Annotated in this window: 8 protein-coding genes; 4 read left to right on the top strand and 4 right to left on the bottom strand. The window is 68.8% G+C overall.

What is annotated here, in order from left to right:
* Positions 1–20: 20 nt before the first annotated feature.
* A complete protein-coding gene (locus ACSFBC_RS07915) occupies positions 21–299 on the bottom strand; it encodes a DUF2164 domain-containing protein (RefSeq protein WP_435509758.1) in 279 nt (92 codons plus the stop codon).
* A gap of 160 nt (positions 300–459) precedes the next feature.
* On the opposite strand from ACSFBC_RS07915, the gene ACSFBC_RS07910 reads away from it, so the two are divergent.
* Positions 460–786, top strand: coding sequence for a DUF3955 domain-containing protein (locus tag ACSFBC_RS07910; RefSeq protein ID WP_435509757.1), 327 nt, complete (start codon positions 460–462; stop codon positions 784–786).
* 94 nt (positions 787–880) lie between these two features.
* Positions 881–1132: a hypothetical protein gene (locus tag ACSFBC_RS07905; RefSeq protein ID WP_435509756.1), complete on the top strand. Its 252-nt coding sequence runs from the start codon at positions 881–883 to the stop codon at positions 1130–1132.
* A 126-nt stretch (positions 1133–1258) separates the two neighbouring features.
* Here ACSFBC_RS07905 and ACSFBC_RS07900 read toward each other — a convergent pair whose 3' ends face one another.
* Positions 1259–7276, bottom strand: coding sequence for an alpha-2-macroglobulin family protein (locus ACSFBC_RS07900; protein ID WP_435509755.1), 6018 nt, complete (start codon positions 7274–7276; stop codon positions 1259–1261).
* 135 nt (positions 7277–7411) lie between these two features.
* On the opposite strand from ACSFBC_RS07900, the gene ACSFBC_RS07895 reads away from it, so the two are divergent.
* Together ACSFBC_RS07895 and opgC are read left to right on the top strand one after the other, a co-directional pair.
* Positions 7412–8656 (top strand): glycosyltransferase family 4 protein, encoded by a 1245-nt coding sequence (locus ACSFBC_RS07895; RefSeq protein ID WP_435509754.1) that lies wholly within the window; start codon positions 7412–7414, stop codon positions 8654–8656.
* A gap of 19 nt (positions 8657–8675) precedes the next feature.
* Entirely contained in the window at positions 8676–9863 is a 1188-nt protein-coding gene (gene opgC, locus ACSFBC_RS07890) for an OpgC domain-containing protein (protein ID WP_435509753.1), read from the top strand.
* 15 nt (positions 9864–9878) lie between these two features.
* On the opposite strand, the gene ACSFBC_RS07885 is transcribed toward opgC, so the two are convergent.
* Entirely contained in the window at positions 9879–11246 is a 1368-nt protein-coding gene (locus ACSFBC_RS07885) for a UDP-glucose dehydrogenase family protein (RefSeq protein ID WP_435509752.1), read from the bottom strand.
* A 13-nt stretch (positions 11247–11259) separates the two neighbouring features.
* On the bottom strand, positions 11260–12231 hold the full coding sequence (locus ACSFBC_RS07880; protein WP_435509751.1) for a UDP-glucuronic acid decarboxylase family protein: 972 nt from the start codon (positions 12229–12231) through the stop codon (positions 11260–11262).
* Positions 12232–12249 lie beyond the last annotated feature (18 nt).

Genomic DNA, 12249 nt, shown 5'->3' with positions numbered 1-12249 from the left:
CGCACGGGTCGAGGAACGGCTCAGCGCCGTGCCTTGGCCTGCTTGTCGTACTTGCGCCAGTAGTCGAATTCTTCTTCGTGCACGTCGATGTCGAGTTCGGACACCCGCGCCTGCATCCGCTCCTGCGCATCGGCCACGCCCCGGTTGTAGAGCACGGGGCCGATCTCCTCGATGAAGAAGCCGAGCAGCGCGCCGGCCGTGATGTTGCCGATCTTCTGGCCGTCCATGTGCTCGACGAAATAGCGTTCGATCGAAGCGATGGCCTGTTGCCGCGCTTCGCGGGACAGTTCGATGGTCATGGGCGGATCATCCCGATAGAAAAAGATGTAGGCGCAAGGCGGCGCTTTGCGATGTTGCTCGCAGTGTGCCGGCTTTTGAGGCTGCCGGCCTGCACAGCGGCGCTGAACCATTGTCGGAAGCCGTGCTCCAAGAGGGTGTCACACATCTTGGGAGAGAAACATGACCGACAAGAACTCGGGGCCCACTCGCGGCCCTGACACGGACGGCGGCAGTCCGCCGCAACGCCCCATGTCCCCCGCTTCCCGAAAGGGCGGTACCCCGTTGCGGCGCTGGCTCTGGCTGCTGACGTTGGGCCTGTCCATCGCATGCTTTGCCGTGCAGCTGGTGTTCGGCACCAGCGACATCGATGACCATGGCTTCGTGCATGAACCGCTGTTCGGCCTCATCCCCGTGAGCCTGGCGCTGTTGCTCATCACCTTCGTGCTGTTGGTGCTGGACATCGCATTGAGTCGCCGCGCGCGCCGCAGCGCCCACGATTCACAGTGACCGCGCTGGCCGGTCCATCACGGTCCGGCCGTGCCTTCTTTCTGATCGGCCGCTGTGGCATCCTCGACCGCGTCGCTGGCGACCAGGAACAAGGATGGACCGACAGACGGAAACGGCGCCGCGCACTGTGCCCGAGGGCCGCAAGGTGGACGCATTCGAGCGCAGGGTGCGCTTCGGGTGCGGTGCCGTGCTCGGCTTGCTGGTGGGCCTGGGCGCGTGTGTGCGGCTGTGGCCCCTGAGCCCCCTGGCCATGGGCATGGTGGTGGTGCTGGCCATCGCCGCGTGCGGGGCCTGCGCGGTCCGCTGGGGCGACCGCTTCTGGGCTCATCTCCGTTGGCTGCAGTAGCAGCGCCTCGGCTTTCAACGCCTCGCGCTTTCTCATGAGCGGTCTTCACCGACGCATTGCCGTCAGCTTTCAGCGCATACACCCGGGGCGGCACACCCGGAAGCATCCGGGCGCACCGCCTTTCGATCACTTCGGCGCTTCCACCTTCACCCGCGCGTTCGGCGTCTCGCCGAACATCTCGGGCGCGTAGAGCGCCTCCACGCGGCTGGGCGGCAGCGCGAAGTCGCCGACGTTGTTGAGTCGCACCGTGTATTCCATCTTCACCACGCCCTTGGGCAGGTACTCGTAGTAGCTGCGGAAGGACTCGAAGCTGCGCTCCTCGAAGGCCGGCCAGCCGGCGCCGCTGCGCTTCTCGCCTTGCGTGGCGATCTGCGAATCGCGGCCCAGGCCGCTGCCCAGAATCGTCGCACCGCCGGGCACCGGGTCGGTGATCGCGACCCAGGTCATGTCGGCGCTGGCATTGACCTCGAGCGTGATGCGCAGGATGTCGCCGCGCGTGTACTTGCCCGCGGTCGCCTGCTCGACCGGCGTGATGGTCTTCTTGATCGCGTAGCCGGCTGCGAACGGCGCCTTGAGCTGCACCGCGGCCACCGACTGCAGCGTGAGCCAGGGCTTGCCGGTGCCGCTCTGGGTGACGGTCAGCGTTTCCTTAGGTTGCAGTTGCCACGGCAGGAACATCGTGTTGTTGCGCAGGTTGCCCGGCGAGGCCGGGGCGCCGAACCAGGTGCCCTGGTGGGGCGCGCCCGCGGCGTCGCTGGCCTTCACGCGCTCGACGCGGCTCCAGTCCACGCTCGCGGTGCGGGCCGCCGAATCGGCGTTGCCCGCCGGCGGCGGACGCAGCAGCGCGGTCGTGGTCCCGGTCACCGGAGTGCTCTCGAAGACCTTCGAGAAGCGATCGAGCGCGAGCCCGCCCCAGAGGTTGGCCGTGGTGGTGTGCCAGGCGCCGTTCTGCTGGCGGCCGATGAAGCCGTTGGCCAGCCGGCCGATGTCGTCCTTCCAGGCCGGGTCGTCCATCACCGCGAGCAGCAGGCGCGCGGTGTTGACGTCGCCGTTGGTCATGAGCCACCACCAGTAGTCGTCCTGCTCGGTGCTGAAGACCAGCTTGGTGCCCTGGTAGGACAGGCGCGCCTTGAGCACGTTGCCGGCCTCGTCCAGCCGCTGCTGGCGCTGCGGCACGTCGGGCACGCGCTTCAGGATCTGCATCCAGTCGATCACCGCGCTGGTGGGCCACTGGTTGGGCGAGACGGTGATGCTCGCGGTCATGCTGCCGCGTGCCTTGCCGTAGCGCGACAACGCCTCGAGCGCGGCCAGCTTGCGCACGTCGAGGTCCTTGCGCGGGCTCCAGAACTCGCGCTGGATCCGGCCTTCGACGAAGGCGATCAGGCCGCTTTCCATCGGCGCACGCGCCGCGTCCGACAGTGCGAAGGCCGGGTCGATGGACGAGGCCTCGTGCGTGGCGGCCAGCAGGTACGACGTGAGGATGTCGCTGCCGCGGTTCGACTCGCCGTCGCGCGGCGGGAAGTAGCTCGCGAGGCCGTCGCTGTCGAGGTAGCTCGGCAACTGCGCCAGCACGCCCTGCCACAGCTTGCCGTCGCGCAGGCCGATGGCCTTGCTGGTCTTCTGCTCGAGGCAGCTGAAGGGGTAGTTGGCGAACCAGTCGCGCACGCCCGGCATGCCCTCGGCCAGCTTGGGCTGAAGCGACATCTTCAGGCCGCCGCGGTTGGGCAGCGCGTCCGCGGGCGGCGCCACGTCGAGCGTGAAGCTGCCGTCGACCTGCACCAGCGTGGCCTGCTGCACCGTGAGCGGCACGGCCGGCACGATGCGCTGGCGCACCTTGAGCGCATCGCGCGCGCCGCCGAGCGTGTCCCTGGCCTCGATCTCCCACAGGATGGCTTCGGCGCGCGTCTGCGCGAGCTGGGCCGGCGCAGTCACGTTCCAGGCCAGCTCGCGCGCTTCGCCAGCCGGGATCTCGACCGTCTGCGCTTCGAGCGTGAGCAGCGTGGCGCGCGGCGTGGCCTCGACCTTCATCGCCTTCTGCGTGGTGTTGCGCAGCGTGATCTGCGCGCGGAACTGGTCGTCCTCACGCACCAGCGGCGGCAGGCCGCTGATGATCTGCAGGTCCTGTGTGGCCTGGAGGGTGGCCTGGCCTGTCCCAAACAATCCAACGCCCATGTCGGCCACGGCGACGATCTTGAAGGTGGTCAGCGCGTCGTTGAGCGGCACCGTCACCACGGCCTGGCCGTTGGCGTCGAGCACCACCGAGGGGTTCCACAGCAGCAGGGTGTCCAGCAGCTCGCGCGTCTGGCCCTTGCCGCCGCCGCCGCCCGCGGGCACGGCCTTCTTGCCGTAGTGCCGGCGCCCGACGATCTCCATCTGCGCGGTCGAGGTCGATACGCCCCAGCTGCGCCGCTGCAGCATGGCTTCGAGCAGATCCCAGCTGTCGTTGGGCATCAGCTCGAGCAGCGCCTGGTCGACCGCGGCCAGCGCCACTTCGGCGCCGGCAGCCGGCTTGCCGTCGGGCAGCTTGGCCGAGATCGTGACCTGCGCCTGGCCGCGCACCGGGTAGCTGGGCTTGTCGCTCGTGACCTTGACGTCGATGCGGTGCGCCTGCGTGCCCACGCGGATCTCGGCCAGGCCGAAGCGGTAGGCCGGCTTGCTCAGATCGACCAGCGCGGTCGGTGCGACGTACTCCTTGCCTTCGTACCAGAAGGCGGTCCACCACTCGCGCGGCGCCTTGAAGCCCCACGAGAAGAAGCTGTACCAGGGCACTTCACGCAGCCGGCCGCGCAGGGCGAGCACGCTGACGTAGGCGTTGGGGCCCCACTCGGACTTGACCTGCAGGCTGATCGTCGGGTCCTGGCCGTTGAGCTGCACCACATGGGTCTCGATCACGCCTTCGCGTTCCACCGCGACCAGCGCGGTCGCGAAGCGGAAGGGGCTGCGCACCTGGAACTTGGCGATCTCGCCGGGCTGGTAGTTCTTCTTCTCGGGCAGCACGTCGATGCGGTCGTTGTCCTCGCCGCCGAACCAGAGCTCGCCCTGCCGGGTCACGTAGACCGAGCCCGCGGCCTTGCTTTCGCGGCCGTCCTTGTCGGTGGCGGTCACGATCAGCTCGACCTCGCCGGCTTCCTTGAGTTCGGCCTCGCACAGCACCAGGCCGCGCGCATCGCTGGTGCCGGTGCACACCGTGCCCAGGTCCTTGAGGTCGGTCTTGTTGTCGTAGGTGTAGAAGCCGCCCACCATGCGCTTGCGGCTGGTGGTGGTGATGCGCGCCACGGCGTTCACCTTCACCTTGGCATCGGCCTGCGCCTTGCCGGCGAGGTCGAGCGCGAGCGCCTGGAACTTGAGCTTCTTGTCGGTCGACACCCAGCCCTCGGTCTTGAGGCCGGCGATCACCGCGGCGGGCCACAGCGTCTGCGTGCTGCGGATCGTCTGCACCTCGCCGTTCGGGTCGGAGTAGGTGGCTTCGATCAGCAGCTCGCGCGGCGTGGCCTTGGCCAGCGGCACCTTGTCGATGGTGAGCTTGCCGGCGCCGTTGCGGTCCAGCGTGACCGGCAGCTTGTCGGCGATCACGCGGGTGTCGGCCGATGCCGAGGCCTCCTCGTCCGCATCGGAGGCCGCGCTGTCGCCCTGCTGCCGAGGCGGCGAGAAGTTGAAGCTGTCGTAGTCGGCGAAGGACAGGCTCTTTGCGCGCACCATGGCCGACACGCGCACCGGCAGGTTGGCCGCGCCGCCGCCGGCCACGTAGTTGATCTGCACGTCGGTGGGCAGCGAAGTGATGGCCACCAGCGGCTTCTTCTCGCTGGGCGTCACGCGGCCCTCGAGCACCGGCAGGCGGAACTCCTCGACCCGGAACTGGCCACTGCCGAAGCTGGGCTGGTAGTCGTCCTGGCTCTTGCCCTTCGCGTTGCGCAACTCGACCCGGTAGACGCCGAGCTTGGCCGCCGGTGGAATGGCGAAGGTGTTGGTCGCGCTCAGGCCGCCGGTCGCGGTCTTGCGCCAGTCGATGGCTTGGGTGAACTGCTGGCCGCTGCCGCTGTGCGTGATGACCAGCGTGTCGGGCTGCACGTCGGGCAGGCCGAAGCCCTTGGCGGTCTGGGTGCGGATCAGGTGCTTCATCGACACCGTCTCGCCGGCGCGGAACAGCGTGCGATCGAACACGGTGTGGGCGATGCGGTCGGGCTCGGGCTCGAGGCTGGTCGGCACGTTGAAGCGCCAGGGCTCGATGCCGCGCTGCCAGTCGCTCCAGGTGAAGGCCAGGTCCTCGACCGGCTTGGCGTTCTTGTCGCCCGCATCGGTCAGCGTGGCGCGGGCGCTCACGAAGTAGGCGTCGTTGCCGTAGTCGTTCTGGCCCGAGCAGCTGGGCGGATTGGCCGAGATGCCGGCCAGCGTCACGATGCCGCTCGCGTCGGTGGTGCCGCGCGCCACCTCGCGCCCGCGGCAGTCCGACACCCGAATCGCGGCGTTGGGCACCACCTGCCCCTTGTCGAGCGTGGTGACCCAGGCCATCGAATTCTCGCGGCCCAGCTTGAAGTGCACTGCCAGGTTGGTGGCCAGCGCGGTGGTCCGCACGTACATCGTGCGGCCGTCGCCGAAGCGTTCGTCGAGCAGCGCATCGCCCAGCTTCTTCGACGCGATCTCGAGCACGTGGAAGCCCGGCGTCAGCGGAATGCCGATGACTTCGAAGGGGCGCCCGGCGGCGCCCGCATCGTCGGCCTTGGGCATGTCGAGCGTCTTCACGCCGGGCAGGCCGCCCAGCAGCGACACCATGCGGGTCTGCACGCTGCCGCGGTTGTCACGGTCGATCACCGGTGGCAGGGCGCCGCTGCTGTCGCGGGTCGCGGTGGCGCGGTCGATCGACGAACGCTCGTCGTAGCGGCGCACCTTGCGATACCACGCGATGATCTCGGCGTCGGTCTTCGGGTTGAGGTCGCTGACCTTGCCGGGCGTGAGCGCCTGCACCTGCAGCGCGGGCTCCACGCGCCGCACCGTGACCGGCATCATCGCGAGCCCGCCGGGCTCGGCCAGACGTTCGAGCACACCGAAGGGCGCGGCCGCGAACTTGGCCAGCGGCGGCATCGCGCCGGTGGCGACGGCCAGCGGGAAGGTGCCGGGTTCGCCCAGCGCGCGGCCCGAGGCGTCCTCGAAGCGCGAGGGCAGTTCGACCTTGAACTGCGTCTCTTCGGGGAAGGGCGGCACGAAGCGCACCGACTCGATCACCGCGTCGTCGCTGGCCGCGTTCTCCTCGTTGAACTTGGGCTTGAGCGTCTGGCCGCCACCGCTCAGGCGGATCTGGCTGGCCAGCTTGCGCGTGACCGGCGCGTTGAAGCGCAGCTCCATCGGCCGCAGCGGCAGGCAGGCGGCCTGCGCGTTCTCGCGCTCGCAGGTGAAGGACACCGCGAAGGGGTCGCGCACGTCGTAGGTGAAGCGTTTCTCGGTGTTGTTGACGATGCCCGAGGGTGTCGCCACGCCCTGGCCGTAGACCAGCTGGATGCGGCTGCCGGCGCTCAGCATGCGGTTGCACTGCAGCGTGGCGAAGCGCAGCGGCTCCTTCTGCGCGGGCCGGTCGCGGCCGACGGCCTTGAGCAGCGCATCGCGGTCGCTGCCCTCGAGCAGCCTGACCGGGATGCGCTCGCCGATGTCGTCGGCCGCGCACCAGACGTTCTCGCGCACGCTGGCCAGCGTGGCCGGGCCGTTGAACTCGAGCACGAAGGACTGCTGCTCGTCGATCTTCCCGTAGCTGGGCTGGATGTTGCGCACGAAGGGGCCGCCGGTGTTGAAGCTGTGGCGCTCCGGGCCGGTCCAGTCGCCGCCCGCGGCGGGCTTGAAGTCGGGCACGCGGCTCACGGTGCAGCGCACACCGGGCGGCAGGTCGTTCTCGAAGTCGTAGACCCACTGCTTCTCGCCGGTCCAGCGCCCGGTGCCCTTGGCGGCCTGCGCGTCGTTGCAGCTCACGGTGAAGGGCGCGGCGGCCTTGGGGTCGCCGAAGTTGACGGCGGCGGCATCGAACTTGGCCACCACCTGGCGAACCCGGGCGACTTCGCCCTGCGGCGTGACGCTCAGGGTCTGCAGGGCGCTGGCTTCGAATGCGGCCAGGGCGAGCAGGGCGGTGACGATGACGGAAGCGGTTGTTCTGGTCTTCAAGGGACGTTCTCCTTCGGATTCGCAGCGTAGCGCAATTTGAAGGCGCGACCTGGAGGTCGAAAGGCCTCACCAGAACGTGCCAAACGCCCGGTTTTGCCCCCTCTGGAAACAATCGCTCCACTATGATCGACCGCCATGACACTGCTGTTGAGCCATCCCGCGGGCAACCAGAATGTGCGCGCCATGCTCGACGCCCTGCAGGCGGCCGGAATGCTGGGCCGCTTCGCCACCACCGTCGCCGCCGACGACCAGAGCCTCGCCCTGAAGCTGATGCCCAGCCGCGTGCGCAACGAATGGATGCGCCGGCGCTTCGACGTCCCGCGCGACAAGCTGCTGCAGCACCCCGGGCGCGAAATCGTGCGCGTGGCCTGCGGTGCGCTGGGCTGGCGCGGTCCGCTGCGGCACGAAGAGGGCTTCGCCTCGGTCGACGCGGTGATCAGGGACTTCGACCGCTTCGTCGCGGGCACCTTGCCCCGGCTTCAATCGCGCGAAGGGCTCAAAGGCGTGTATGCCTACGAGGACGGCGCGCTCGCTACCTTCCGCGCGGCCCGCACGCTGGGCCTGAAACGCATCTACGACCTGCCCATCGCGTATTGGGAACTGGGACGGCGCCTGATGCAGGAGGAGGGCGAGCGCCTGCCCGCCTGGGCGCCCACGCTCGGCGGCGGCCTGCTCGATTCGCAAGCCAAGCTCGACCGCAAGACCGAGGAACTCGCGCTGGCCGACCTGGTCGTGGTCGCCAGCCATTTCGTGCGCGATTCGCTGCCCGCCTCCGCGGCGCAGAAGGCCTGCGTGATGTCGCCCTTCGGCTCGCCCCCGGTCTGGACCGGCGGCTGGTCCGAAGCCGCGCTCGATCCGGCGCGCCCGATGCGCGTGCTGTTCGCCGGCTCGATGGGCCAGCGCAAGGGCCTGGCCGACCTGATGCAGGCGATGCGCCTGCTCGGCGGCGAGAACATCGAACTGCGCGTGATGGGCGCGCCGCTGGCCGAACTCGACTTCTACCAGCGCGAGTGCCCGGGCTTCATCCACGAGAAGGGCCGGCCGCACGCCGACGTGCTGGCGCTGATGCGCAGTTGCGACGTGTTCTGCCTGCCCTCGATCGTCGAAGGCCGCGCACTGGTCATGCAGGAAGCCATGAGCCAGGGCCTGCCGGTGGTGATCACGCCCAACACCGGCGGCGCCGACCTGGTGATCGAAGGCCAGACCGGTTTCCTGGTGCCGATCCGTTCGCCCGAGGCCATTGCCGCCAAGCTGGCCTGGCTCAACCAGCACCGGCCCGAGCTGGTGGCGATGAAGGCCCGGGCGGCCCGGCATGCGGTCGACTATTCATGGCAGCGCTACGGCGAAACCATCGTCGACGCGATCCGCGCGATCGTCTGAGCCGGAATCCACCGCGCCGATGAGGGCCGCGCCGCTTCACGTCCAGGGTGCGCCATCGGTGCGCCCGGCCTCGCCACGCTACTGGGAGGTCGATGCGCTGCGCGGGCTGATGCTGGTGCTGATGACGCTCACGCACCTGCCCTCGCGCCTCACCGATCCGCTGGGCCAGCCCTTCGGCTTCGTGTCGGCGGCCGAGGGCTTCGTGCTGCTGTCGGCCTTCATGGCCGGCCTGGTCTACAGCCGCGCCGGCTACCGCGAAGGGGTCGATGTCATGCGCCGCGCCTTCTGGCAGCGCGCCTTCCGCGTCTATCTCGCCCAGGCCGCCACGCTGCTGTTCCTGTTCACCATCATCGCGGCGGTCGGCCTGCGCATCGACCAGCCGGCGGTGAAGGACCTGATGTCCTTCTACCTGGAACGGCCGCGCGAAGGTTTCCTGTTCGGACTGCTGCTGGTCTACGAGCCGCCACTGCTCGACATCCTGCCGATGTACATCTTCTTCATGCTGCTCAGCCCCTGGGTGCTGGCCTTCGCGATGCGCCACGGCTGGCTGGGCGTGGTGCTGGCCAGCACCACGGTCTGGGCCCTGGCGCAGTTCGGGCTGAGCGAATGGATCTACGGAGGGGTGGTGCGCTGGACGGGCCTGTCCGTGCCCTTCCACGAGATGGGCGCCTTCAACGCCTACGCCTGGCAGTTCCTGTGGTTCATGGGCCTGTGGCTGGGCGCCAGCCGCAGTGCGCCGGGCGCGCGGCCGATACGCATCCCGTCATGGCTGCTGCTGGCGGCCGCCGCGGTGGCGCTGTACGGCCTGTACTGGCGCCACCATGGCCTCAACGGCCAGGCCCCCTTCGGTGCGGACGAGCAGCTCAACCTGCTGTTCGACAAGTGGCAGCTCGGCCCGCTGCGGATCCTGAACCTGGTGGCGCTGGGTGCGCTGGCGATCGGCTTCGGGCCCGTGCTGGCGCGCAAGCTGCCGCGACTGCATGCGCTCGAGGCGATGGGCTCGGCCTCGTTGCCGGTGTTCTGCGCCCACCTGGTGGCGGTGCTGCTGGTGCTGGCCTTCTACGGCAGCAACCAGATGGCGCGGCCGGCATGGGGCGATGCCGTGCTGCTCGGCGCGGTGTTCGCCGGGCTCTACGCGGTGGCACGGGTCACGCTGTGGCGCGATGCGCGCAAGGCGGCGCGGCTGCGGCTCGGCGTACCGGGCTGAGCCGCAGCCCGGGATTCAGACGCTGTTGCGTCCGATCCCGTGGTAGGTCACGCCGCCGGCCTTCATGACCGCCGGCTCGTAGAGGTTGCGGCCGTCGAACACGATCGGCGACTTCATCGTCGACTTGAGCCGTTCGATGTTCGGGCTGTGGTACGCCTTCCATTCGGTCACGATGATCAGCGCGTCGGCGCCCTCGAGCGCGGCCATCGGGTCCTTGGCGTAGCTGATCTGGTCGAGCAGCGCGGGCGCGTCGGCGAAGTCGAGTTCCAGCACGCGGCGCGTCTCGGTCACGGCGATCGGGTCGTGCGCCACGATGCGCGCGCCGGCGCGCAGCAGCGCACCGATCACCACCCGGCTCGGCGCTTCGCGCATGTCGTCGGTGTTGGGCTTGAAGGCCAGGCCCCACAGCGCGAAGCTGCGGCCGCTCAGGTCGGCGCCGAAGCGCGCGAAGACCTTGTCGGTCAGCACCGTCTTCTGTTCGTCGTTCACCGCCTCGACCGACTCCAGCACGCGCAGCGTCTGGCCGTTGTCGCGCGCGATGCGGGTCAGCGCCTGGATGTCCTTGGGGAAGCAGCTGCCGCCGTAGCCGGTGCCGGCGTACAGGAAGCTGTAGCCGATGCGCGGGTCGGAGCCGATGCCCTGGCGCACCGACTCGATGTCGGCGCCCACGCGGTCGGCCAGGTTGGCGAGCTCGTTCATGAAGCTGATGCGCGTGGCCAGCATCGCGTTGGCCGCATACTTGGCGAACTCGGCCGAGCGCACGTCCATCACGCGGGTGCGCTCGTGGTTGCGGTTGAAGGGCGAATAGAGCTTGCGCATCGCGGCCAGCGCCGTGCGGCCGTTCTCGTCGTCGGCCACGCCGATCACGATGCGGTCGGGGCGCATGAAGTCGTCGACCGCCGCGCCTTCCTTGAGGAACTCGGGGTTGCTCACCACCGAGAAGCCGAGGTCGGTGCGGCCGCGCTTCTCGAGCTCCTCGCGGATCACCGCGCTCACCTTGTCGGCGGTGCCCACCGGCACGGTCGACTTGTCGACCACCACCTTGAAGCTCTCCATGTAGCGGCCGATGTTGCGGGCCGCGGCCAGCACGTACTGCAGGTCGGCGCTGCCGTCCTCGTCGGGCGGGGTGCCGACCGCGATGAATTGCACTTCGCCGTGCGCCACCGAGGCTTCGATGTCGGTGGAGAACTCCAGCCGGCCGGCCTCCACGTTGGACTGGACCACGTCGGCCAGGCCGGGTTCGTAGATCGGGATGCCGCCTTCTTTGAGGATGGCGATCTTGCGCGGGTCCACGTCCAGGCAGAAGACGTTGTTGCCGATGTCCGCGAGGCAGGCGCCGGTGACGAGGCCGACATAGCCGGTGCCGATGATCGAGATTTTCATGGGGTCGGGTCTTTCAGGCCGCAGCGGGCGCGGAGAGAAGCTGGTCGAAATAAGCGATGGTCTTGCCCAGACCTTCGTCGAGCTGGGTCGTCGGCGTCCAGCCGCCGAGTTCCTTCTGCGCCACGGAGATGTCGGGCTGGCGCTGCTTGGGGTCGTCCGAGGGCAGGGGCAGTCGCACCAGCTTGCTCTTCGAGCCGGTGAGTTCGATCACCTTGTTGGCCAGCTCCAGCATCGAGAACTCGTTCGGGTTGCCGATGTTGACCGGGCCCGGGAACTGGTCGCCGGTGCCCATCATGCGCAGCATGGCTTCGAGCAGGTCGTCGACATAGCAGAAGCTGCGCGTCTGTTGGCCGTTGCCGTAGATCGTGATGTCCTCGCCCTTGAGCGCCTGGACGATGAAGTTCGACACCACGCGGCCGTCGTTGGCATGCATGCGCGGGCCGTAGGTGTTGAAGATGCGCACGACCTTGATGCGCAGCTGATGCTGGCGGTGGTAGTCGAAGAACAGCGTTTCGGCGCAGCGCTTGCCTTCGTCGTAGCAGCTGCGGATGCCGATCGGGTTCACGCGGCCCCAGTAGCCTTCGACCTGCGGATGGACCTCGGGGTCGCCGTAGACCTCGCTGGTCGAGGCCTGCAGGATCTTGGCGCGCACCCGCTTGGCCAGGCCCAGCATGTTGATCGCGCCGTGCACGCTGGTCTTGGTGGTCTGGACCGGGTCGTGCTGATAGTGGACCGGCGAGGCCGGGCAGGCCAGGTTGAAGATCTCGTCGACTTCCACGTACAGCGGGAAGGTCACGTCGTGCCGCATCAGCTCGAAGCGCGGATGGTCGAGCAGATGCTCGACGTTGCGCTTGGTGCCGGTGAAGAAGTTGTCGACGCAGAGCACGTCATGGCCCTGAGCGAGCAGCCGGTCGCAAAGATGGCTGCCCAGGAAACCGGCACCGCCGGTGACGAGAATTCGCTTGGAGGCGTTGTATTGGCGCATGGGCGGCATCACTCCGTA

It is taken from the genome of Variovorax frigidus, assembly GCF_051216515.1.
GTDB lineage: Bacteria > Pseudomonadota > Gammaproteobacteria > Burkholderiales > Burkholderiaceae_C > Variovorax.
Note: the sequence above shows the minus strand (reverse complement) of the source record. Positions and strands in the feature narration are given on the sequence as shown.

Coding starts and splice junctions, on each gene's coding strand:
- ACSFBC_RS07915 (WP_435509758.1), bottom strand. CDS start 299: ATGACCATCGAACTGTCCCGCGAAGCGCGGCAACAGGCCATCGCTTCG.
- ACSFBC_RS07910 (WP_435509757.1), top strand. CDS start 460: ATGACCGACAAGAACTCGGGGCCCACTCGCGGCCCTGACACGGACGGC.
- ACSFBC_RS07905 (WP_435509756.1), top strand. CDS start 881: ATGGACCGACAGACGGAAACGGCGCCGCGCACTGTGCCCGAGGGCCGC.
- ACSFBC_RS07895 (WP_435509754.1), top strand. CDS start 7,412: ATGACACTGCTGTTGAGCCATCCCGCGGGCAACCAGAATGTGCGCGCC.
- opgC (WP_435509753.1), top strand. CDS start 8,676: ATGAGGGCCGCGCCGCTTCACGTCCAGGGTGCGCCATCGGTGCGCCCG.
- ACSFBC_RS07885 (WP_435509752.1), bottom strand. CDS start 11,246: ATGAAAATCTCGATCATCGGCACCGGCTATGTCGGCCTCGTCACCGGC.
- ACSFBC_RS07880 (WP_435509751.1), bottom strand. CDS start 12,231: ATGCGCCAATACAACGCCTCCAAGCGAATTCTCGTCACCGGCGGTGCC.